24 protein-coding genes are annotated in these 20,462 nt (G+C 63.4%); 10 read left to right on the top strand and 14 right to left on the bottom strand.

Features of this window, described 5'->3' with window-relative positions:
• Positions 1–578: 578 nt before the first annotated feature.
• Positions 579–1,286: a hypothetical protein gene (locus IVA92_RS15275; RefSeq protein ID WP_247280071.1), complete on the bottom strand. Its 708-nt coding sequence runs from the start codon at positions 1,284–1,286 to the stop codon at positions 579–581.
• A 222-nt stretch (positions 1,287–1,508) separates the two neighbouring features.
• Here IVA92_RS15275 and IVA92_RS15270 point away from each other — a divergent pair, with 222 nt between their 5' ends.
• The gene (locus IVA92_RS15270; protein ID WP_247280070.1) at positions 1,509–1,838 is read left to right on the top strand and encodes a hypothetical protein; all 330 of its coding nucleotides are present in this window, start codon (positions 1,509–1,511) and stop codon (positions 1,836–1,838) included.
• Positions 1,839–1,933: 95 nt separating this feature from the next.
• Positions 1,934–2,464, top strand: a complete 531-nt coding sequence (locus IVA92_RS15265; protein ID WP_247280069.1) for a gamma carbonic anhydrase family protein — start codon at positions 1,934–1,936, stop codon at positions 2,462–2,464.
• Between the two features lie 51 nt (positions 2,465–2,515).
• Here IVA92_RS15265 and IVA92_RS15260 read toward each other — a convergent pair whose 3' ends face one another.
• Positions 2,516–2,680: a hypothetical protein gene (locus tag IVA92_RS15260; protein ID WP_247280068.1), complete on the bottom strand. Its 165-nt coding sequence runs from the start codon at positions 2,678–2,680 to the stop codon at positions 2,516–2,518.
• Between the two features lie 95 nt (positions 2,681–2,775).
• Here IVA92_RS15260 and IVA92_RS15255 point away from each other — a divergent pair, with 95 nt between their 5' ends.
• Positions 2,776–3,165 carry a hypothetical protein gene (locus IVA92_RS15255; RefSeq protein WP_247280067.1) on the top strand — a complete coding sequence of 130 codons (390 nt, stop codon included), beginning with the start codon at positions 2,776–2,778 and terminating at the stop codon, positions 3,163–3,165.
• A 103-nt stretch (positions 3,166–3,268) separates the two neighbouring features.
• Positions 3,269–3,619 carry a hypothetical protein gene (locus tag IVA92_RS15250; protein ID WP_247280066.1) on the top strand — a complete coding sequence of 117 codons (351 nt, stop codon included), beginning with the start codon at positions 3,269–3,271 and terminating at the stop codon, positions 3,617–3,619.
• A 187-nt stretch (positions 3,620–3,806) separates the two neighbouring features.
• Here IVA92_RS15250 and IVA92_RS15245 read toward each other — a convergent pair whose 3' ends face one another.
• The 6 genes from IVA92_RS15245 to IVA92_RS15220 all read right to left on the bottom strand — a co-directional run bounded on the left by IVA92_RS15245 (position 3,807) and on the right by IVA92_RS15220 (position 9,375).
• Positions 3,807–4,301 (bottom strand): hypothetical protein, encoded by a 495-nt coding sequence (locus IVA92_RS15245; RefSeq protein WP_247280065.1) that lies wholly within the window; start codon positions 4,299–4,301, stop codon positions 3,807–3,809.
• Positions 4,302–4,479: 178 nt separating this feature from the next.
• The gene (locus IVA92_RS15240; RefSeq protein WP_247280109.1) at positions 4,480–5,211 is read right to left on the bottom strand and encodes an aspartate/glutamate racemase family protein; all 732 of its coding nucleotides are present in this window, start codon (positions 5,209–5,211) and stop codon (positions 4,480–4,482) included.
• A gap of 4 nt (positions 5,212–5,215) precedes the next feature.
• A complete protein-coding gene (locus tag IVA92_RS15235) occupies positions 5,216–6,094 on the bottom strand; it encodes an ABC transporter permease (RefSeq protein WP_247280064.1) in 879 nt (292 codons plus the stop codon).
• Positions 6,095–6,097: 3 nt separating this feature from the next.
• Positions 6,098–7,057: an ABC transporter permease gene (locus IVA92_RS15230; RefSeq protein WP_247280108.1), complete on the bottom strand. Its 960-nt coding sequence runs from the start codon at positions 7,055–7,057 to the stop codon at positions 6,098–6,100.
• Positions 7,057–8,346: an extracellular solute-binding protein gene (locus IVA92_RS15225; RefSeq protein WP_247280063.1), complete on the bottom strand. Its 1,290-nt coding sequence runs from the start codon at positions 8,344–8,346 to the stop codon at positions 7,057–7,059. Before IVA92_RS15225 ends, IVA92_RS15230 begins: the two co-directional genes overlap by 1 nt.
• A gap of 42 nt (positions 8,347–8,388) precedes the next feature.
• Complete coding sequence (locus IVA92_RS15220) at positions 8,389–9,375, bottom strand: ABC transporter ATP-binding protein (protein WP_247280062.1); 987 nt, start codon at positions 9,373–9,375, stop codon at positions 8,389–8,391.
• 256 nt (positions 9,376–9,631) lie between these two features.
• On the opposite strand from IVA92_RS15220, the gene IVA92_RS15215 reads away from it, so the two are divergent.
• Positions 9,632–10,339, top strand: a complete 708-nt coding sequence (locus tag IVA92_RS15215; RefSeq protein ID WP_247280061.1) for a GntR family transcriptional regulator — start codon at positions 9,632–9,634, stop codon at positions 10,337–10,339.
• Between the two features lie 10 nt (positions 10,340–10,349).
• Here the strand turns inward: IVA92_RS15215 and IVA92_RS15210 are convergent, their stop codons facing one another.
• Entirely contained in the window at positions 10,350–10,568 is a 219-nt protein-coding gene (locus IVA92_RS15210; protein ID WP_247280060.1) for a hypothetical protein, read from the bottom strand.
• A gap of 153 nt (positions 10,569–10,721) precedes the next feature.
• On the opposite strand from IVA92_RS15210, the gene IVA92_RS15205 reads away from it, so the two are divergent.
• The 3 genes from IVA92_RS15205 (at position 10,722) to IVA92_RS15195 (ending at position 13,810) form a co-directional block, all read left to right on the top strand.
• Positions 10,722–11,513: an MFS transporter gene (locus IVA92_RS15205; RefSeq protein ID WP_346658125.1), complete on the top strand. Its 792-nt coding sequence runs from the start codon at positions 10,722–10,724 to the stop codon at positions 11,511–11,513.
• Positions 11,514–11,872: 359 nt separating this feature from the next.
• Positions 11,873–12,436, top strand: a complete 564-nt coding sequence (locus IVA92_RS15200; RefSeq protein WP_247280058.1) for a DUF308 domain-containing protein — start codon at positions 11,873–11,875, stop codon at positions 12,434–12,436.
• Between the two features lie 57 nt (positions 12,437–12,493).
• Positions 12,494–13,810 (top strand): amidohydrolase family protein, encoded by a 1,317-nt coding sequence (locus tag IVA92_RS15195; protein ID WP_247280107.1) that lies wholly within the window; start codon positions 12,494–12,496, stop codon positions 13,808–13,810.
• Positions 13,811–13,917: 107 nt separating this feature from the next.
• Here the strand turns inward: IVA92_RS15195 and IVA92_RS15190 are convergent, their stop codons facing one another.
• Positions 13,918–14,145 (bottom strand): hypothetical protein, encoded by a 228-nt coding sequence (locus IVA92_RS15190; RefSeq protein WP_247280057.1) that lies wholly within the window; start codon positions 14,143–14,145, stop codon positions 13,918–13,920.
• Between the two features lie 130 nt (positions 14,146–14,275).
• On the opposite strand from IVA92_RS15190, the gene IVA92_RS15185 reads away from it, so the two are divergent.
• Positions 14,276–15,823 (top strand): FAD-dependent oxidoreductase, encoded by a 1,548-nt coding sequence (locus tag IVA92_RS15185; protein ID WP_247280056.1) that lies wholly within the window; start codon positions 14,276–14,278, stop codon positions 15,821–15,823.
• Positions 15,824–15,947: 124 nt separating this feature from the next.
• On the opposite strand, the gene IVA92_RS15180 is transcribed toward IVA92_RS15185, so the two are convergent.
• The 3 genes from IVA92_RS15180 to IVA92_RS15170 all read right to left on the bottom strand — a co-directional run bounded on the left by IVA92_RS15180 (position 15,948) and on the right by IVA92_RS15170 (position 18,926).
• Positions 15,948–16,571: a transglutaminase-like cysteine peptidase gene (locus IVA92_RS15180; RefSeq protein ID WP_247280055.1), complete on the bottom strand. Its 624-nt coding sequence runs from the start codon at positions 16,569–16,571 to the stop codon at positions 15,948–15,950.
• A 332-nt stretch (positions 16,572–16,903) separates the two neighbouring features.
• A complete protein-coding gene (locus tag IVA92_RS15175) occupies positions 16,904–17,515 on the bottom strand; it encodes a PilZ domain-containing protein (RefSeq protein WP_026312634.1) in 612 nt (203 codons plus the stop codon).
• A gap of 169 nt (positions 17,516–17,684) precedes the next feature.
• Positions 17,685–18,926 (bottom strand): MFS transporter, encoded by a 1,242-nt coding sequence (locus IVA92_RS15170; protein WP_256464566.1) that lies wholly within the window; start codon positions 18,924–18,926, stop codon positions 17,685–17,687.
• Between the two features lie 170 nt (positions 18,927–19,096).
• Between IVA92_RS15170 and IVA92_RS15165 the strand changes: the two genes are divergently transcribed.
• Positions 19,097–19,858, top strand: coding sequence for a class I SAM-dependent methyltransferase (locus IVA92_RS15165; RefSeq protein ID WP_247280054.1), 762 nt, complete (start codon positions 19,097–19,099; stop codon positions 19,856–19,858).
• On the opposite strand, the gene IVA92_RS15160 is transcribed toward IVA92_RS15165, so the two are convergent.
• The gene (locus tag IVA92_RS15160; RefSeq protein ID WP_247280053.1) at positions 19,842–20,321 is read right to left on the bottom strand and encodes a GNAT family N-acetyltransferase; all 480 of its coding nucleotides are present in this window, start codon (positions 20,319–20,321) and stop codon (positions 19,842–19,844) included. The genes IVA92_RS15165 and IVA92_RS15160 overlap by 17 nt on opposite strands.
• Positions 20,322–20,462 lie beyond the last annotated feature (141 nt).

The raw sequence follows: 20,462 nt of genomic DNA, 5'->3' as shown, positions 1-20,462 counted from the left end.
CACGGAGACTTCGGCTTCGTGCCCCGGACGCAGCGCAGCGCCTCTTCGGCGATGCGCTGCAGAGCCGGGGCCCCATGCAGCAGCGGAGTGCGGTGCCTTCTGGATCCCGGCTCGGCGTCGCAGCAGCGTAAGAACGCTGCAGCGCGTCCGGGACACGCGAGCTGCGAATGCAGCGCCCCAATATGTCGTGATTGTTTCGCCGCCGTTCTTGAGCTGGACAAGCCTCTCGCAACGACGGGCATTGGCGACGCAGCTGCACAACTCGACTTTTTTGCAACAATGCGCAGCCGCGCCGCGGCATCGGCAACGATGATGCCCTCCGATCGACGAGCTCGGCATGCACGACCATGTCGCGATCAGTGTGCTCCACGATGCGCGCACGCGCCGGGATGGGGACACGCGCCGAGCTGCAGGAAAAGCATGATGACATCATGCCCCTGTTTTGCCCGACGGGTCAAGTTGAGATTCGAAAAATACGAAAAACCCCGATGCCCCCAATGCTTGGCTACTGTGCATGGGGTTGTTTTCGCAGTTTTTGTTTGGGAGGCTCCAGCCCGTCCTTCAAGCCGAGGCCCGGCTCAGCCCTTCGGCCCGCGCAGCTGCGCGGTCAGCTTCTCCATCGCCTCCGCCACATCTCGCCACTGCGACAGCCAGCTTCGCGGAAAGCGGAAGGTGAGGTCGGCGCCGCCGACGCGGCGCTCGGAGAGGCACATGCCGGGAGTGGCCGCATCGCGGGTGCAGCGTGCGGTCAGCGCCGGACTTGCGGCGGAATAGAGATCCTCGCTGCCGTAAGGGGTCTCAGCGCGAAACATCCGCATCGTCAGGCCCTCTTCGGGCATCGTCGCGGCCCGGTCGAGATAGCGCGGATAGATCGTGGCCGTTCGCTGCTCGGGCGCGAGTGCATCGTGATGGGCCGCGATCGACAGGAAGATGCGGTCGATCGATTGCGCCGCCGCCTCCACCGTATCGGCGGTGACGTGCTTCGGAGCGCCGGGCGGTTCCAGCGAGGGATAGAGGAAATCGAGATCGATGCGCTCCTGCGGCCCGGAGTGTCGCTGGATCTTCATCCGGATCGCCGTCACAGGCAGGTTGAACAGGGTGCCGCCGACGCTCACCGGTAGCTTGTCCGGGGCGTTCGCACCGCGCGTGCCCCAGGTCGGCCACAGCAAATAGGCAACGAGCGCGACCGCGCACGCCGCAGCGGCGCCGCCGAGCGCGATCGGGACGACGTGCGCTCGGGTGCGCGTCCGGGGAGAGCGAGAGGAGGCTGCCGAAAACACCGTCATGAGCTAGCGCAAGGTAAGCCGCAGTCGGCCGCTGGCCGACGAATCAGCGGCGAATATGCCATGTGCCGGCGATTTCGCGCAGCGCTCCCCACCTGCGGAGAGCGGGAAGGCCCCTGCGCGGGTTGGCGGGCGGCGTTAACCTTCCCTTAAGGATAATGTAGCGTTAACCGGCACGATTTAGCACAGGTGGGCGCCAGCGTCGCGTAAGGGCGGACCGTTCCGATGACACCTGAAGCTCTCAATACCTTCTTCTCGATCTGCATCGGTTTCGCGCTCGCGGGCGCGCTCGTGAACGGATACCAGGCGTTCGCGCAGCGTCCCGCCGGCTTCGGCTTGTTGCAGGACGGCGTCGCGCCGAAGACCTTCGCGGCCGTGCCCTTCCTGGTCTTCGCGGCGCCCTTCATCATCATGCGCAACACGCTCCGCGGCATCCGTGTGGAAACCCGCCGCGCCGAATTCGTGATGATGGCGACCCTCATCGCCGGCTTCTGGAGCATGATGAGCGGCACCTTCTTCCTGATGACGCTGCGCGCAGCTGGCGTGCTGGGCTGACGCCTCCCGCGCGACCCTTGACGCTCCGCGTGGCGGCCCCTTTGCGTCCAGGCCGCCGTTTCGCTATGCCAGGATCATCCTGACAGGAGACCTCCATGGCGATCTACGAGCTCGACGGGCAGGCGCCCGATCTTCCCGCCGACGGCAATTATTTCATCGCGGAGACCGCCACCTTGATCGGCCGTGTGCGCCTGAAGCCGGGCGCGAGCGTCTGGTTCGGCGCGGTGCTTCGCGGCGACAATGAATGGATCGAGATCGGCGAAGGCGCCAACGTGCAGGACGGCTCGACCTGCCACACCGATCTCGGCTTCCCGCTTCACGTCGGCAGGAACTGCACGGTCGGCCACAACGTCATCCTGCACGGCTGCACCATCGAGGAGGGCGCGCTCGTCGGCATGGGCGCGATCGTGATGAACGGCGCGAAGATCGGCCGCAACAGCATCGTCGGCGCCGGCTCCGTCATCACCGAGGGCAAGGAGTTTCCCGAGCGCTCGCTGATCATTGGCTCGCCGGCGCGCGTGATCCGCACGCTCGAAGATGCCCAGGTCCAGAAGATGGGGAGTGCGGCCAAGTTCTACGTGGCCAACGGTCCCCGCTTCAAGAAGGGTTTGAAGCGGATCGGCTGAGATGCCCGGGGCCGTGTCGGTCCAGTCGGTGCGGCTGCAGACGACCTATCGTCACATGCCCTCGGATTCGCGTGCCTCGATCGCGCCTGCCACCTTCTCGTGGCCGGCGGCCCATAGCGCATGCTCGTCGCTGCCGTCCGAATAGGGATTGGCTTCTGCCGGGATGCTTTCGCGCGCAGCGCGTTCGCCTTCAGCAAAGGGATCGCGATGGGTCATCGTGATTTGGCCTCCTCGCTTTCAAGCTGATGTGACGGCATTTGTTCCGGAACAGGTGATCGCGGCAGCGGTTGACCGGCAAAGGAGAATTTCCAATGTCTGCCAGATCGTCCGCAACCAAGACCATGATGGTGATCCTCGCACTCGCGGCGATTCCGGCCGTATCGTTCGCGCAAGCGACCGGCGGCTCTGCCGGATCGACCGGAGGCTCTGCGAGCTCGACCGGAGGTTCTGTGGGATCGACCGCAGGCTCTGTGGGATCGACTGGAAGCTCCGCGGGACCGACGGGCGGTGTCGCCAACTCGCCGGCCCCGCCGCCCGGGACCAACAGCCTGGGTGCGGCTCAATCATCCGGCCCGGGCTCCGGAGTCGCCACCGGCGGTGCAGGTGGGGCGGCTGATGCCACCGTCAACGCCGAGAACCGGCTGCTCGACAAGAAGATGAAGAGCATCTGCAAGATGAAGAGCATCTGCCGCGGCTGCTGACGCTCGCGCGGAAGTGAGACAGCGTGGCTGTCAGAAATGTCGAACTGACATTAGCTTGATCCGGCTTTGAAGCGTGGAGCGTATCCACGCGGAGGATCGAGTGATGTTACGCAAGATGATCATGGCGGCGGTGACCGTCGCGGCGGTAGGGCTGTCGGCGCCGCAAGTGGCCGAGGCGCGCGGTTTCGGCCATGGCGGCTGGGGCGGTGGCGGTTGGCATGGCGGCCACGGCCATTGGCACGGCGGCGGCTTCTGGCCGGGCGTCGCGATCGGGGCGGGGCTTGCCGGCGCCGGCTACTATGGCGCTTATTATGGCTATGGCTATCCGTATTACGGCAGTCCTTATTATTATGGTGCCGGCTATGACGATGGTTACGGCGGCTGCTACGTCGTTCGCAAGCGGGTCATGACGCCTTCGGGATGGCGATACCGGCGCGTGGACGTCTGCGAATAGCATCCTTGGCGAGTAGCCGGCCCACCAAAAAACAAGGCCGTTGACGCAGTATACCGTCAACGACCTTGCCAGCCCCGGACATTGAAATCGGCTCACGCCATCCGGTATCGCAAGCATCGCGCGGAATCACACGCGCGAATGTGATCCAGTTCACAAGTCGAAAAAATTCGTCGGTGTCGTGAGTTGCTCAGCCGCGCGACCGCTTGCCCGCGCTGGCCTGAACGCGGTGCCGCGCCGGTTTCCTGCGGGTAACGGAGGGTGTTTCGGCCTCGCTGGCCCGGGTGCTGGCAAAGGACTGCCGTAAGCCGTCGACGGACTCGTTCAGCGCCGCGACCTGCTCGGACAGGCGCTTGGTGTCGGCCTGCTGCGCCGCCATCAGCCGCTTCATGGTCTGGAGCTGGTCCTGCACGACCTGGAGCTGGTCGATCGATTCCTGCTGGGTCGCCTCCAGCCCTTTGGTCTTCTCGACGAGTTGCTCGGACGCCTGTGCGGTGCGGGCCTGGAGCTGCCGCGATGCTACCAGCCGGTCGGTCTCCGGTGCCGCGCCGGTATAGGCACGCCAGCCCGCGATCGAGGTCACGCCGGCGATCAGCAGGAGAAGCGCGGCCGCGGTCAGCGCGATCGGCTGGGCGCCGAGGCGAAGGAGAGGGGCGGATGGTGTGTCCTGTGCGAGATCGATCATCGCTGACAAAACCCAAATTGAAACTTGGTGAGTGGCGAAGACCGGCAACCCAGAGGATCACCGGGGCGTCCCGAAAGCCTTACGTTTCGGCAAGGAATGGGACCAAAAAGAGGCTAAGGGCAAAAAAACCAGCAATCAGCGGGAGTTGAAGCGTCCGAAGGCCCGTCGGGACCACGGATCAGGGCTGAAATTGCGAAAACGGCCCGGAATAGGTCTTCGACCGCGGCGCGGCATAGGGCCCGAGCCGGGACGTCGTCAGCCCGAGCCGCACCACTGATTCCGCCAGCGTCACGGCGGCCGCGACGCCGTCGACGACGGGCAGGCCGTGCGTGGCGGCCAGCTCGGCGGCGAGATCAGCCATGCCGGCGCAGCCGAGCACGATGGCTTCGGCGCGGTCATCACGAATCGCGGCCGAGATCTCCGCGGAGATCTGGCCGACGGCATCGGCATTGCGCTCCTCGAGCGCGAGCACGGGGACCTCGGCGGCGCGCACGCGGGCACAGCGTTCGGCGAGACCGTATTTTCGCAAATTATGTTTGATCGGCACGATGGAGACAGCGAGCGTCGTCACCACGGCGAAGCGCGCAGCGATCAGGCTTGCCATATGAAAGCCGGCTTCGCCGATGCCGATCACCGGGGCCTTCGCGGCGGCGCGCGCCGCGTCGAGGCCGGTGTCATCGAAGCAGGCAATGACGTGCGCATCCGCGCCGTCGCGATCAGCCTCGCGGATGCAGCCGAGCATGCCGGGCACGGCAAAGGCCTCGTCGTAAAATCCCTCGATCGAGACCGGGCCCATCGCCGGCTGGCGCGCATCGATCACGGTGCTGGGCAGGGCAACGGAGCGCGCGGCAGCGGCGATCTTCGTCGTCATCGCAACAGTGGTATTGGGATTGACGACGTGAAGCCGCATCGGATCAGACAAGTCCCTTGCCAGCGTCCGAGCCCTTGGCCGCCTGCCGCTTGTTGAGCATGTGGATGGTGCCGAGCGCAAGCGCGATCACCGTGAACGAGACGGCGGAGATCACGGTGCCGAGAGCATAAATGTCCGGGTTCGTCACGGTGGTGGTGAGGCCCTGCAGATCCAGCGGCAATGTATTTACAGCTCCGATCGCCTGGCTCGAGCGGGCGAGTTCGTCCCAGGATAGCGTGAAGCCGAATAGGCCAATGCCGATCACGGATGGCAATATGATCGGCAGCACGACATGGCGGAACGTCTGCCACGGCGTCGCGCCGAGATCGCGTGCGGCTTCCTCGAGCCTGGGGTCGAAGCGGTTGAAGATCGCGAACATGATCAAGAGGCCAAACGGCAGCGTCCAGGTCAGGTGGGCACCGAGGCCCGAAGTGAGCAGCCCCATCGAGGTCTCGAAGTTTTCATTCCAGTGCGCCTTGATCAAGTCGTCGATGATGCGGAACTCTAGCGATATACCGAGCGAGGTGATGATCGAGGGCACGATCAGGCTTGCGATCGCCGAATAGAACAGGATGCTCTGCGCCCTGAACTTGCGGCGGAAGGCCATGCCGGCGGCGACTGACAGCACGACGGTGAGGATCATCACGATGATGCCGAGCAGCAGCGAGCGGTGGAAAGCCGCGCCGAGATCGACGATGCCGGTGCCCTGGAACAGCTTCGCGATCCAGAAGGTCGACACGCCATTCATCGGGAAAGTGAGGCCGCCCTGCGGCCCCTGGAACGACAGCACGTAGATCGCGATCATCGGGCCATAGAGAAACAGCACATAGGCCGCGAAGAAGATCGCGAGCACGTAGAAAGAGCGCGGGCGTCCTTCCTTCATGCTCTAGAGCTCCTTCTTGATGTCGACGATGCGCGACATCATGGTGATGATCAAGAAAGTGATCGCGAGCAGGATGACGGCGTTCGCCGCGGCGGCCGGGAATTGCAGCGCGTTCACCCGCGTCTCGATGATCTTGCCGGCGGCGGCGATCTGCTGGCCGCCCATCACGCCGATGGTGATGAAGTCGCCCATCACGATGGTAATGACGAAGATCGAGCCGATCACGATGCCGGGCTTTGCCAGCGGGATGATGACGTTGACCAGCGTCTGGAAGCCGCTCGCGCCGGCGTCATAGGCGGCCTCGATCAGCGACTTGTCGATGCGCACCATCGAATTGAAGATCGGCACCACCATGAAGAAGGTGAAGAGGTGGACCAGCGCCAGCACCACGGAGAATTCGGAGAACAGCAGCCATTCCAGTGGCTGGTTGATAAGTCCTGCTTTGACAAGGCCGGAATTGACCAGGCCGTTGCGGCCCAGCAACGGGATCCAGGCGATCATGCGGATGACGTTGGAGGTCCAGAACGGGATCGTGCACAGCAGCGACAATCCCATCTGCCAGGTCTTGGACTTGACGTGGAAGGCGAGGAAGTAGGCGACCCAGAAGCCGATGAAGAGCGTGATGGCCCAGACCATGAAGCACAGCTTCAGCGTCATCACGTAGGTGCGCCCGATCGTGCAGAGATCGGGGAGCTGCGCGATGCAGCCTTCGAACGTGTCGGTGTAGCCGCGGCCCGAGAAGGCCGGCAGCAGCTGGTATTCGTTGTAGTCCCAGAACGAGACGATGACGACGAAGACGAGCGGGATGAGGAAGAAGGCGAGAAACACCAGCATCATCGGCCCGGCCTGGAGCCAGGAGATGAAGGACGGGGACAGCCGCGTCAGTTTTGCGGCGCGCGCTGTGCCCGACCCCGGAATCAAGCCCGGGGCCGCCTGTTGCAGGACCTCTTCCGACATGTCGATTACGCCGCGATGAACTCATTCCATTTGCGGACCATGTAGTCGTTCTCGTCCATCACCGCGTTCCAGCAGGCGACGCCGCCCATGCGGTCCTCGTAGGAGCCGCCGTCACGCACGGCACCAGCTTTCTCGAGCAGCGAGCCGTCGGGCGCCTTGATGTCCTTTTCGGCCGGCTTGCCTTCCATCCAGTAGGCCCATTCGTAAGGCTCCATGTTCGCCTTCGCGGTGGAGAGCACGGCAGAGTAGTAGCCCTGGCGGTTGAGGTAGGCGCCGGCGTAGCCGGACAAGAACCAGTTCACGAACTCGTAGGCCCATTCGAGCTTGGGACCCGAGACGCCCTTGGAGACGCAGAAGCCCGAGGCCCAGGAGCGGTAGCCTTCCTTCAGCGGCTGGAAGGTGCAGGGGATCCCCATCGAGCGCACCTTCGTCACCGCCGGCGACCACATCGACTGGATGACGGTCTCGCCTGAAGCCATCAGGTTGACGCTCTCGTTGAAGTCTTTCCAGAAGGCACGGAACTGGCCGGCCTTCTTGGCTTCGGTCATCACCTTCATGGTGAGGTCGATCTCTTCCTTGGTCATGTTGCCCTTGTCGGCATATTTGTACTTGCCGGAGGCCTCCACGACCATGGCGGCGTCCATGATGCCGATCGAGGGAATGTTGAGGATCGAAGCTTTGCCCTTGAATTCGGGATTGAGCAGCTCGGACCACGAGCTGATGGGGCGCTTGATCAGGTCGGGACGGATGCCCAGCGTGTCGGCGTTGTAGACGGTCGGAATCAGCGTGACGAATTCAGTCGCCGACGTCGCGAACTTCTTGGAGTCCTTTCCTTCGAGATAGAGCACCTTCCAGGGCGCGGTGCCCTGGCCTCCAATCTTCTTGCCGCCGGGCGTCTCGCCCTTGGTGAAGACCGGCGTGATGTTGTCGAATTCCTTGATCTTCTTGGCGTCGAGGGCAAGGATGTTGCCGGACGGCACGATCTTCTTGAGCGAGAAATATTCGGTGTCCAGCACGTCGAAGGAGTTCGGTTGGGTCATCACGCGCTTGGTGACGTCGTCGGTGGTCGCGGTGATGTATTCGATCTTGATGCCGGTGTCCTTCAGGCATTGCTTGGAGATGTCGTCGCCCTCGTTTACGGCGGTGCCGAGATAGCGCAGCACCTTCGCATCGGCCGACTTCACATATGGAAAGCCGGTGATCGCGCCGGAGCCGGCGGCGAGGCCGGCAAGACCTGCAGTGCCCTTGAGCAGCGTGCGGCGGCTGACGCCCTTCGTCCTGGTGGTCTCGGTCATATCAGTCACTCCTCTGTTGCGCATTCCAGTGATCGATCGGCGCTATTGCAGGCGTTGCGCCTTGGCGGGATCCCAGGTGGCCAGCACGCGATCGCCCGGACGGAACGGGTGGACGTCGAAGGTTGCCTCGGGAACGTGGGAGAACAGGGCGGTGCCATCGTCGAGCGTGAGCGAGACAGCGATGAAGGAGCCCTGGTACTCGGTCTGGGTCAAAAGCGCCGGCGCGCCGAAGGCGCCGTCAGTGAACGGGACGATGCCGAGCTGATCGGCGCGCACCGCGATCAGCTTGCCGGAATCGTTGAGCACGTTATGGCCACCGATGAAGCGCGCCACGAATTCGGTGCGGGGACGGTGGAATATCTCGCGCGCGGTGCCCTGCTGCTCGATCCTGCCGTGGTTCATCACCACGATGTGGTCGGCGAGCGCCATCGCCTCTTCCTGGCCGTGGGTGACCTGGATGAAGCTGATGCCGAGCTCGCGCTGCAGCCGCTTCAATTCGCCCCGCATTTTCACCCGCAGGAAGGGATCGAGCGCAGAGAGCGGCTCGTCGAGCAGCAGAATCTGCGGCTCGGTGATCAGCGCGCGGGCGAGTGCCACGCGCTGCTGCTGGCCGCCGGAGAGCTGTGCGGGCAGGCGTCCGGCATAAGGGCTCATCGCCACCAGTTCGAGCAATTCGCCGGCGCGCTTGTGGCGCGTCGGCTTGTCGATGCCACGCATCTTCAGCGCAAAAGCGACGTTATCGATGACGCTGAGATGCGGAAACAGCGCATAGGACTGAAACATCATGGCCGTGCCGCGCTTGGCGGGCTCAACGTCGGTGACGTTCTGCGCGCCCAGGATGATGTCGCCCTCGCTGACGGCCTCATGGCCCGCGATCATGCGCAGGGTCGAGGTCTTGCCGCAGCCGGAGGGGCCGAGCAGGCAGCAATAGGTGCCGGCCGGGATCTTCAGGCTGACATCCTCGACCGCCAGCGTCGCGTCGTAGCGTTTGGTGACGGCAACCAGTTCGAGAGCGGCAGGAGTGGCCATGGCGTGTCCGACGGGAGGGCGATGCTTCCCGCCTCTCTCCGCAAGGTCCGTGCCAACGGCTCTCGGCGGTCAATTTCTCAAAACTGTGCAGCGGAGTCAGATCGTTAGATTGAATCTGGCCGATCCGGGCTGCCTGCCGCCTGCGCAATCACCTGCACACAAAACGGGCGAAGATTGTATAAAGTTTCGCCTGTGATTGGATACAGCTCGTCGACTAACATTCGCAGCCGAACGTTCTCGATCGAGCCTGACATCCATGGCCGCCAAGACCCGCCCGAAATTCGACGTGCCGGACGCGAGCGATCGCGTCAGTCGTATTCGGGAGGGCGTGACCGCCGCGATCCTCGAGCACCGCCTGTTACCCGGCACGAAGCTCGGCGAGGACGAGATCGGTGACATCTACGGCGCCAGCCGTACCCTGGTCCGCACCGCGCTGCAGCAGCTCGCGCATGAAGGCATCGTCAACATCGAGAAGAACCGCGGAGCCTTCGTCGCACGTCCGACGCCTGCGGATGCCCGCGAAGTGTTCGAGGCGCGCCGCCTGATTGAGCCGACGATCATTGGTCACGCCATCGACGCGGTATCGCCGGCCTGGATCGACCGTCTCCAGCGCCATCTCACCGAAGAACGCGAGGCCGAACTGCGCGGCGACGCGCGCGCCTCGGTCCGCCTCTCCGGCGAGTTTCACCGTCTGGTCGCCGAGATGAGTGGCCACAGCATCTATCTCGGCTTCCTCAAGGAGCTGATCGCGCGTTCCTCGCTCATCATCCTGCTCTACCGCCGCCATGACACGCCGGCCTGCGGCACCGATCACCACGCCGGCATCGTCGCCGCGATCCGCAAGCGCGACAGAGAGGCGGCCCGCGCACAGATGCTGTCGCATCTGACCGAGATCGAGGCCGAGCTGTTCTTGAAAGATCCCGCTGCCGATGAGCTGCGGCTGGTCGATGTGCTCGGCGCCTGAGCGAACCGCGTCAGTTGCCTATGGCAACGAAGATCATTCGTTTTCGTTTGACGATTTTCAGCACGAGTAAACCCGCGCCAAGCACCAGGAAGAGAACGCCGAAGAAAGTCGTCCCGCTGGATTCGAAGGTCACGCCGACTGCGGTCAGCAAGCATCCGATGATGATTGCGAAGAGGCCGCCGAGCTTTTTGACCAGCAGGACATGTCCGTCAGTCGTTTGTGCCACCATGTTACGCCTCGTTTATATAATGTGGATTTCTTCGCGCTTCTCTTTCGCCCAATGATCCTTTCGCAGCCGCGCATGATCGTACTCCAGCGCAAGCGAATTACAATCTGACCTTGATTCTTATCTCGGTCGGTATTTGCTTTTGAATAGAGTTCGATCTTTGCGCTGTTCGCGGTGGTCGCGCTGGAGGCTGCACTGAACTTCACGGTGCCGCTCTATATCCAAATCGTGCAGGGGCGTTCGCCGCTTGCGACCGCTATTGCGATGATGCCGTTCAACCTCACGGTCTTCTTCTCGGCGATGCTGATCGTCAATGTCTACGAGCGACTAACGCCGCGCCAGATCGGTCGCTACGGGTTTTCGGTTTGCACCATCGCGCTGGTCTGGCTCGCCTTTGTCGTGCGCAACGACTGGAGCGAAATTCCCGTGCTGTTCGGGCTTTTCCTGTTCGGCATTGGTCAGGGCTCGCTGGTGACGCTGCTGTTCAACGTCCTCGTGACAGAGTCTCCAAAAGCACTCGCCGGTGACGTCGGCTCCTTACGCGGCACGACGCAAAATCTTGCCGCCGCAGTCGGGACCGCGGTCGCAGGAGCTCTTCTGGTCGGTCTACTCAGCACCATCGCACTCGGCAGGATCACGGCAAGTCCCGTGCTGACGCCGGAGCTTCAGGCCCAGGTCGATCTCGACAACATCACCTTCGTCAGCAACGACCGCCTGCGCACCGTGCTGGAAGGCACGAGCGGATCGCCGCAGCAGGTCGCGGAAGCCGTGCGGGTGAACACCGAGGCACGCCTGCGGGCGCTCAAGATTGGACTCTTGATCATGGCGGGTCTCGCCCTGATTGCGATTATCCCGGCCGGACAACTTCCTAACTACCTGCCGGGTGAGATCCCAATCGATGAAGCCCCTGCGAGAGCCTGCGTTGAAGAAGGGCAGAGGATTTCGTGAAAGAGAACCCAGGAATGAGATCAGTAAGCGAGATGGATCGACGCGCCGCGTTGCGGATGCTGTTGGGAGGCGTGATGGTCGCTGGTGCAGGAGTGACCCTAGGGTCGTACGATGCTGTGGCCCTGCCGGAGCCAAAGGATCATCCCGTTCCGAGCAGGCGCGAGCCCGCTGCCGGCACCTTTGCGCAGCAGACTGCCCGTCCGTTACAGGACCCCGGCCAACGTCCAGCGCGTCGGCCGCCACAACGTCCACGGCCTCGCCCGCCATCATGGCATCGGCGGCGTCGGCGCTGGGAGTGCTGGTGGCACCGTGGCCGCCGTCATTGCGGATGGCGTTGGAGGTAAACCGAGGAGGATGTCATGACCACTTACGACAATAGCGCACCCATGGGCGCGACGGGCCTGCCGCAACCGCCTCGCTGGGTCTGTGTGCTGCTGGGTCTGTTCATGGTGCTCGCAGGGCTGATGGTGCTCGGCGACATCGCGTTCTTCACCGTGGTCAGTGCGCTGTTCATTGGCTGGATGGCCATCGCCGCGGGCGCTTTCGAAATTTTCCACGCCTTCTGGACCAAGGGCTGGGGCGGCTTCGTCTGGCAGATCATCCTCGGCATGCTCTATATTGCCTTCGGCATTGTTCTGGTCACCCAGCCGCTGACCGGAGCGCTCCTGCTCACTTATGTGCTCGGCATTGCGCTCCTGGTCTCCGGTGTCGTACGCATGCTGATCGGCATCGGCCGCTGGCAGCAGGGCGGCGGCATCATATTCGCGTCGGGCGTGTTTGGTGTTCTGGCGGGACTCATCATCCTGACGGGCTTTCCGATGACCGGGCTGTGGGTTCTGGGACTGTTGCTCGGCATCGACTTGTTGTCTCATGGCATCGGGTGGCTGACTTTTGCGTGGCTCCCTGTGGCAAAGCCTGCGTAAGCGCTGCGGAGATTACATATGAGTTGGCGTAGGCCGGCGACGCTCCTGCGGGCTGTCATGGCGCTTTGGTTCGTTGGAGGCGTCTTCGGTCTTCCGTCACCGGTATCGGCGCAGCAGGACCCCGCTATCCTGTTCCGCAACGTCCGGATATTCGACGGCAAGTCCGTTTCGCTCTCTGCACCATCCAGCGTTCTTGTCCGGAACAAGACCATCGAGAAAATCTCAATTGGCGAAGCCACTGCTGCCGGTCTGGTAATCGACGGCGGTGGCCGCGTGTTGATGCCCGGGCTGATCGACGCACACTGGCATGCGATGCTGGTGCGCCCGACGCCGATGGCCGCGCTCGCAGGCGATGTTGGCTACAACAATCTGCTCGCCGCGGCCGAGGCAACTGCGACGCTGATGCGCGGCTTCACGACCGTGCGCGATATGGGTGGCCCCTCGTTCGGACTGAAGCAGGCCATCGACGAAGATCTCGTTGCCGGCCCTCGCATCTATCCCTCGGGCGCAATGATCACCATCACCAGCGGTCATGGCGATTTTCGTCAGCTTTCGGATCTGCCGCGCACGATCGGCGGCATGCTCAGCCGCATGGAGCGGATCGGCGGCAGCATGGTCGCCGACAGTCCCGACGAGGTCCGCATGCGGGCGCGCGAGCAACTGATGCAAGGCGCTTCGCAGGTCAAGCTTGCGGCGGGCGGTGGTGTCGCGTCGCCGTTCAGCCCGCTCGATGTCTCGACCTTCACCGAGCCCGAACTCCGCGCCGCGGTCGAGGCGGCCGACAATTGGGGCACCTATGTCGCGACCCATGCCTATACCCCGGTCGCGATCCAACGCTCGATCGCGGCCGGCGTCAGATGCATTGAGCACGGTCACCTCATGGACGAGGCGAGCGCGAGGTTGATGGCGGAAAAGGGAATATGGCTGAGCACACAGCCGTTCCTCGATCTCGCCGGCGCGGCCGCGCTTGGGCCTGCCGAACAGGACAAGATGCGGCAGGTGGTTGCCGGCACTGACCGCCTTTATGCGCTGGCAAGAAAGTACGGCATCAAAACCGCGTTCGGCACCGACGTCTTGTTCTCGAAGGCACTGGCGGACAAGCAAGGTGCGTTGCTGAGCGCGCTCACGCGCTGGTACACGCCGGCCGAAGCATTGACTATGGCGACGTCGACCAATGCGGAACTGCTGCGCCTCTCCGGTCTGCGGGATCCCTATCCCGGCAAGCTCGGCGTCGTGGAGGAGGGGGCGCTCGCCGATCTCCTGCTCGTCGACGGCAATCCGCTCGAAGACATCAGGCTCATCGAAGATCCCACGAAGAATTTTGTGGTGATCATGAAGGACGGCAGGATCTACAAAAACAGTCTTGAGCACTGACACGCGCGCGCGTATCTGCGCCGCTTGTCGCCTGCGCCGGATGGTTTTTGGCTCGACGGTCAGGACCGGCGTTTTGTCGAAGTCGCGGCCGGACCCCAGCGAGCGCATCAGCGACTGTACTCGCTTTCGGCGGCAAGCTGCCCGTCAGGCGTGATCTCGTATTCGCCGTCCTGCTTGGTCATCCATCCTGACCTGACCATCTCGCGTGCAAGCTGGATCGAGCAGATCGGATGATTGCCTCCTGGGTAATACAGCCTGTCATTCCGGACGAGCAGGTGTCCGTACAATTGGGCTTGACGTAACGCCCTGCGCATTCCGGGTGATGGATTTTTCATGCGGTTTCAAGCGCGAGCGCGATGAAGGTTCCTAATGAATGTGGTGATCTTCAATGGCATTTCCGCTCGCCGGCGGTCGGAGAGGAACCCTCGTCCCGTCGCATCGTTTGTTGCTTCGAGGAGTAGTGTCATGAATGTACGAGACGAGCACACCCGATCGCTCTGGATGGATGTTTCGGTTGCCGACGCCCCGGCGCTATCCGGTACGATGGGTACGGACGTCGTCATTGTCGGTTCTGGAATTGCCGGGCTGTCGGTCGCCTATGAGCTCGCCAGCCATGGACGCTCGGTCGTGGTGCTGGACCGCGGCGGCATCGGCAGCGGGATGACGGCGCGGACCACTGCCCACCTGGCCACCGCGCTCGACGACGGTTACGACGAGTTGGTGAGGGTGCGCGGGCTTGATTGCGCGCTCCGCTACTATCAGAGCGTTGCTGCCGCGATCGATCGCGCCGAGGCCATCCAGGGTGCCGAGCACATCGATTGTGATTTTCGACGCGTCGACGGTTACTGGGTGCTGGCGTCCGAAACGCCCGCATCGGAGCTGGACAAGGAATTGGATTGCTGTGGCAAGCTCGGAATTCCCGTCGAGAATTGCATCGAGCCAACCCCGTTCCATGCCAAGGGCCAGGTGCGTTCGCTGCGCTTTCAAAGCCAGGCGCGCATGCACCCGACCAAATATCTCGCGGGGTTAGCGCGTGCACTCGAGCGGCGGGGTGTGCGGCTCTTTAGCAACACCTGTGTTGAGAGCATCGGTCAACGCCACGGCGACATGGTCGTGACGACGGCCTCGGGTCACGAGGTCCACGCCGCCGACGTGGTGGTCGCGACGAACTCGCCCGTCAATGTGCAGGTGGCGATCCACACCAAGCAGGCGCCTTACCGCACCTATGCGCTTGCGGCGAAGATTGCGGCCGGCGCGCTGGAGGATGCGCTCTATTGGGATACGCTCGATCCCTATCATTATGTCCGGCTCCAGCCGTTCTCTGCCGACGAGGACATCGTGATCATCGGCGGCGAAGATCATAAATCGGGCGAAGCGAACGACGGCGCACAGCGCCTTGACGCGCTCGAGCGCTGGGCCCGCGATCGCTTGCCCGGTTTGCGCGAGGTCACTCATCGCTGGTCCGGCCAGGTGCTGGAGCCGGTTGATTTCGCCGGCTTCATCGGCCGCAGCCCCGGCGAGGAGCATCTGTTCATCGTCAGCGGCGATTCCGGGCAGGGGATCACGAATGGGCTCGTCGCCGGCCTTTTGGTGACGGATCTGATCACGACGGGTGCGAGCCCGTGGCAAGAGATCTACGCCCCGTCACGGAAGATCCAGAAGAACATCGGCGAGTTCATCAGTGAGAACATCACCCCGCTGAAGAATTTTGCGGAGTATCTTGCGGCGAGCGAGATTGCGAGCGTCGAACGGCTGCGGCCGGGCGAGGGGCGTCTCGTCCGCAGCGGCCTGAAGAAGATTGCCGCTTGCCGGGACCGCAACGGACGTCTGCATCTGCACTCGGCCAGCTGCACCCATCTCGGCTGCGTCGTGCACTGGAATGCGCTGGAGCAGTGCTGGGATTGTCCCTGTCACGGCTCGCAGTTCGCGCCTGACGGCACGGCGCTCAATGGTCCTGCCGTGTCACCGCTCGGCGAGGTCGATAGGCCCGCTAATCTCGAAGCCGCGGAGTGAGCGGCAATTCCCTCAAAAAGTTGCGGCCAGGCTTTGGGGGAAGCCTGGCCGCGCGCGAACCGGTCTGGGACGGGGAGGGGTGGGGATGTGACCGGGCCGCGTGACTCTTTCCTTGGGTGAACGATCAATCTCTCGCGCTGGCGGTCGAGACCGCCGGCTTGGTATCGCCCAGCGAGACCCAGACGTTGGGATCGCTCTGCGACTGGCGCTTGACGAAGCGGTAGCCGGTCTCCGTCCAGGCAAGGACGTTCTCGTTCTGATTGTCGAGAACGAACTCGCCCTTGTCGGTCTTCACCGTCAGCACCGCGTGACCTTCGCCCTTCTTGTCGCGCACGACGGTGATGAGCAGGGCCTCGCGCGGCCATCCGGCATCGATCAGCATCTTGCGCTTCAACAGCACGTAGTCTTCACAGTCGCCGTAACCGTCTGAGGGCAGCGACCACTTCTCGATCACGCCCCAGTGCTCCTGGTCGGTCAAAGGCTTCACGGTCTCGTTGACCCAGCGATTGACCTTGATGAGGTCGCGCCATGCAGCCTGCGACATCACGATATCGCGTGCCTGCGTCGGCCCGCCCTGGCACTGAGCGGCATTGTCCGCACAGAACTCGACCCAGCCGATCGGCGCACGCGTGGTGTCGCCGAGGCTCGCGTAGAGCAGGCGGCCTTCGCCGGCCTGCGCTGCCGCGCTAAATCCGAAGAGCATGGCAGCCAGCGCCAGCCCTTTCCCCTGTCCCCTGAAATCAAACATTGCGGCCCCCGTTTCTTGTTGGGACCACATTTCGCACGGAGCTTTTGAGTTGCCGCTAAGTCATCCAAGTCAAGTCGAGACGAATGCAAGTAAAACGCGCGTCGAATTCGAACTATACTTGAATCGAATTCTCATAAAGTTTGAAATGACTGCAATTGATTCAATTTTTATCTATTAACGCGGCAAACGCTGCTGAAGCCGTCGTTTGCGCGCAGCTGCAACCCTTGCGTTAACCCGCGGGGGGCCGGTCGCAACGCACGAAAAAGGCGGCGTCCGCATCACGGAGGCCGCCTTCGAGGCCGGAAATGCAGTGGTTTTGGGGTCGTTGCGCTTTACCGGGCGGTAACGCTCTCTTCGAGTGTCTCGGCCGGCTGCTCGTGCATGAACTCCAGGGCGAAGCCGTCTTCGAGGTTTCGGACCACCCGGCCCTGGACCCGGCCGAGCAGAACCGTCGATTTCAGCGGCGGGCGGTTCTCCGCGGCGATCGCGGCGCCCGACAGCGACAGGTCGATGATGCGGCAGGTCATCTTGGTGCCATCCTCGAGCGTCAGCACCGCGATCGGGTTGCGCGGCACGATACGGTCGTGGCGGCGGTCTTCCGGCAGATTGAGGATGTCGCGGTTGGCGAGCCAGGTCAGTTGGGCCGCAAGCTTGTCGCGCTTCCGCGGTGTCGCACCGATCGTCATGGCGAAGCCATTGTCGATGATCCGGGTGATCTTGCCCTCGACGCGGCCGATATGGTCGAGATAGGCGACGACGCGGTCGCCGACATTGCCGATGCCGGGGGCCAGCAGTGCCAGCCCGCCCGGCGACATGTTGATCACCTGGCAGGGGAATTCGCGGCGGTCCGGCAGCATGTAACGGCCGAGCAGGTGCACTTTCACCCGCTGGAAACGCCGACGCTCCTCGGCGGCCGGAAGAAATTTTTTGTTCGCCAACGCCATTTCCAACACCCGACCCCCCGCCCGGGCGGAGTCCGGGACGACCCTAAGGTGCATAGGGTTAATGCCGCGTTAGGATCGGGCCCGCCGGACACGGACAGACACAATGCGCTGGAAAAGCCACATCAAGGGCGGGCAGGCCCGTCCGCGCACCCCAGCCGGGCTGAGCCGGTCAAGCCTCTCGCACCCGCCGCCGATAGAGAAGACACAGCCCTGCGAGCAGCACGGCGGCCGAGAGCCCGAGCGACCAGTGAATGCCGATCGCCGCGCCTGATAGTCCGACCGTGATGCCGCTGAAGGCGCGCATGCCGAGGCCGGCCATGTTGTAAAGGCCGACGACGCGGCCGCGGATGTCGGACGGTGCGTTCAGCTGCACCAGCGCCTGCGCCATGGTGTTGAACGACAGCTCGAAGAAGCCCGCGCAGAATAGCAGCACGATCGCGGCCGGATAGATCCGCACCAAAGCGAAGCCGAGCAGCGCCCCGCTCCAGCACATCGCCAGCATGATCGCGGTGCGCGGCGTGCCCTTGAGACGCCCCCAGGATTCCAGCGCGATGCCGGCGAGCAGCGCTCCGGCCGCGTCGGCCGCGAGCAGCATGCTGTAGGAGACGCCGGGATCGCCATGGCCGAGATCGCCGGCAAAGCCCGGCATCTGGGCATGATAGGCGTTGCCGATCATGAAGGAGGTGAGGCCGGCGAGCCACGTCATCGCTGACAGCACCGGCTGCGTGCCGATCGCGCGCATCGTCAGCACGATGTCGGCAAGGCCGCGCACCGCGAAGCGCCGCATGGCGATGCTCTTGTCGCGCATCGGCGCCCAGAACAGCCACAGCAGCATCGGCAGATAGAACAGCGTGTTGAAGATGATGCCGTGCGAGGTGCCGAGGCTGAGCATGATGATGCCGCCAACGGCAGGCCCGACCAGGATGCCGAGATAGCGTGCCATCGCGTTCAGCCGTACTGCGCTCGGCAGATCGGCGGGGCCGACGAGGTCGTAGAGCAGCAGCTGGTTCGGCGTCTGCCACAACACGCCGGCGCAGCCATGGATCACCAGCAGCAGCATCGCGTGCCACATCTGGATAGTATCGGTGAGAAAGAAGAAGCCCCAGCCGCTCGATGCCACGATGAACAGCACCATGCCGCACTGGATGATGCGTCGCGGATCGAACCGGTCCGCGAGCCCGCCGACCGCGACCGAGAACAATAGGAACGGCAGCCAGTGCGACAGCACCGCAAAGCCCGCCAGCGCCGGCGAATGGAATTTCTGGAACACCACCCAATAGCTGATCAAATGCTCGATATTGTCGGCCATCATCGCCAGCACGTAAGCCGTGAACTGGAGACGGTAGGGCACGGACTTCATCGCCGCGAACGAGCCGGACGCGGCCAAGGGATTCTGGGGGAGGGGGTTCAAGCGAGCACCTTGGTGGACTGCTCGGGCCTTACACGGTCGCTGGCGAGCGCTCAAGACAATTGGGTGTGTGAGAGGGTTGCTCGGCCTCGTATGCAGCGCGATCACCAGCGCGCGGTCCGGGGACAAGTCACCTCGTGCCGCTCACGAGATTATCCTGTACAATTGCCTTCATGGAACAGAACAGCCTCTACGACCGCCCTGACCTCTACGATTTGATGGCGCCGCGAGAGCCGATCCTCGAACGCTTTTATGTCGAGATCGCAAGCGAACGCGGCGGCCGCGTGCTCGATCTCGCGTGCGGCAGCGGTCGCCTGACCATTCCGCTGGCGCAAGCCGGGCTTGAGGTGGTCGGAGGCGATTTGTCGCCGGAGATGCTCGATCGCGCGCGGAAGAACGCAAAGGCGCAGGCGGTCGAGCTCGATCTCATCCAGCTGGACATGCGCGATTTCGATCTCGGCGGGCGAACGTTCGACACCATCATCGTTGCCATGAACTCGATCCTCCACCTGCATAGCCTCGACGACTTGAAAGGCTTCTTCGGATCGGTCGGCAGACACCTATCGCCGAAGGGTCGGTTGGTGTTCGACGCCTTCCTGCCCAATATCGCCATACTCAACTCTGATCCCAACAAGCGCGAGTTGATCGGCGCGGTGGTCCACGACGGTCTTGGCGCGATCACTGTCGAGGAGACTGCGAGCTACGACCCGCTCACCCAGATCAGGCACGTTGATTGGTACTGGTCGAGCGAGACGGAGATGGACTTTTGGCAAGCCGCCTTGCCGATGCGCTGCATCTTCCCGCAGGAGATGCCGTTGCTCGTGGCCTCGGGCGGCCTGCGCGTCATCGCGCGCTTCGGTGATTTCGATCGCAGACCGCTGACTGCGGGAAGTATGCGACAGGTTTGCGTGTGCGGCCTTACGCCAGTGCCTTGACGTAGACCGCATAAGGCACGCCAGAGATATCCGGCGCCTCGCGCACTTTCTCGAATCCCATCCGCAGATACATCGGCAGAGCGACCGTCATGATCGGCGTCGTATGCAGTGCGATGATCGGCGACTGGTCGCGCTCGGCGCGGCGAACGCATTCTTCCGTGAGTTGCCGGCCAATGCCCTTGCCGCGCGCGAAGGGGTCGACCACCAGCATGCGGATGATCGGCCAGGCCGGATCGAAGAACGGCGGCTTTGGCTGCCGTGGGCCGATATAGGCCACGGCGCCGACGATCTCACCACCGTCTTCGGCGACGATGATCTCGCCCGTCCTGGAAAGCGCCGTTATCTTCGCGACATTGGCTGTAAACGTCGGCCAGTCGGAATAGTCCTGCTCGAATTGCGCGAAGGCGGCGAGAGCGACGCGCCTGACCGCTTCCGCATCCGCCGGCTGATAGTCACGCAGCATCGGCATTCTCCTCGATCATAGCCCGGATGGCGTGCAGCGCAATCCGGGGCCGCCGAGCCCGCATTCCGCTCTGCTGCATGCGGGCTACGAGACTCGCGCTTGGCACAACGGTGCATCTCACATACGTTTCGCCTCACGCCC

It is taken from the genome of Bradyrhizobium sp. 154 (assembly GCF_023073875.1).
GTDB lineage: Bacteria > Pseudomonadota > Alphaproteobacteria > Rhizobiales > Xanthobacteraceae > Bradyrhizobium.
Note: the sequence above shows the minus strand (reverse complement) of the source record. Positions and strands in the feature narration are given on the sequence as shown.

Bases quoted from the DNA above. Each gene is read 5' to 3' on its own strand.
- IVA92_RS15200 (WP_247280058.1), top strand. From the start codon at position 11,873: ATGACCACTTACGACAATAGCGCACCCATGGGCGCGACGGGCCTGCCG.
- IVA92_RS15175 (WP_026312634.1), bottom strand. From the start codon at position 17,515: ATGGCGTTGGCGAACAAAAAATTTCTTCCGGCCGCCGAGGAGCGTCGG.
- IVA92_RS15270 (WP_247280070.1), top strand. From the start codon at position 1,509: ATGACACCTGAAGCTCTCAATACCTTCTTCTCGATCTGCATCGGTTTC.
- IVA92_RS15180 (WP_247280055.1), bottom strand. From the start codon at position 16,571: ATGTTTGATTTCAGGGGACAGGGGAAAGGGCTGGCGCTGGCTGCCATG.
- IVA92_RS15265 (WP_247280069.1), top strand. From the start codon at position 1,934: ATGGCGATCTACGAGCTCGACGGGCAGGCGCCCGATCTTCCCGCCGAC.
- IVA92_RS15185 (WP_247280056.1), top strand. From the start codon at position 14,276: ATGAATGTACGAGACGAGCACACCCGATCGCTCTGGATGGATGTTTCG.
- IVA92_RS15245 (WP_247280065.1), bottom strand. From the start codon at position 4,301: ATGATCGATCTCGCACAGGACACACCATCCGCCCCTCTCCTTCGCCTC.
- IVA92_RS15255 (WP_247280067.1), top strand. From the start codon at position 2,776: ATGTCTGCCAGATCGTCCGCAACCAAGACCATGATGGTGATCCTCGCA.
- IVA92_RS15160 (WP_247280053.1), bottom strand. From the start codon at position 20,321: ATGCTGCGTGACTATCAGCCGGCGGATGCGGAAGCGGTCAGGCGCGTC.
- IVA92_RS15250 (WP_247280066.1), top strand. From the start codon at position 3,269: ATGTTACGCAAGATGATCATGGCGGCGGTGACCGTCGCGGCGGTAGGG.
- IVA92_RS15195 (WP_247280107.1), top strand. From the start codon at position 12,494: ATGGCGCTTTGGTTCGTTGGAGGCGTCTTCGGTCTTCCGTCACCGGTA.
- IVA92_RS15235 (WP_247280064.1), bottom strand. From the start codon at position 6,094: ATGAAGGAAGGACGCCCGCGCTCTTTCTACGTGCTCGCGATCTTCTTC.
- IVA92_RS15190 (WP_247280057.1), bottom strand. From the start codon at position 14,145: ATGAAAAATCCATCACCCGGAATGCGCAGGGCGTTACGTCAAGCCCAA.
- IVA92_RS15225 (WP_247280063.1), bottom strand. From the start codon at position 8,346: ATGACCGAGACCACCAGGACGAAGGGCGTCAGCCGCCGCACGCTGCTC.
- IVA92_RS15220 (WP_247280062.1), bottom strand. From the start codon at position 9,375: ATGGCCACTCCTGCCGCTCTCGAACTGGTTGCCGTCACCAAACGCTAC.
- IVA92_RS15260 (WP_247280068.1), bottom strand. From the start codon at position 2,680: ATGACCCATCGCGATCCCTTTGCTGAAGGCGAACGCGCTGCGCGCGAA.
- IVA92_RS15275 (WP_247280071.1), bottom strand. From the start codon at position 1,286: ATGACGGTGTTTTCGGCAGCCTCCTCTCGCTCTCCCCGGACGCGCACC.
- IVA92_RS15210 (WP_247280060.1), bottom strand. From the start codon at position 10,568: ATGGTGGCACAAACGACTGACGGACATGTCCTGCTGGTCAAAAAGCTC.
- IVA92_RS15215 (WP_247280061.1), top strand. From the start codon at position 9,632: ATGGCCGCCAAGACCCGCCCGAAATTCGACGTGCCGGACGCGAGCGAT.
- IVA92_RS15165 (WP_247280054.1), top strand. From the start codon at position 19,097: ATGGAACAGAACAGCCTCTACGACCGCCCTGACCTCTACGATTTGATG.
- IVA92_RS15240 (WP_247280109.1), bottom strand. From the start codon at position 5,211: ATGCGGCTTCACGTCGTCAATCCCAATACCACTGTTGCGATGACGACG.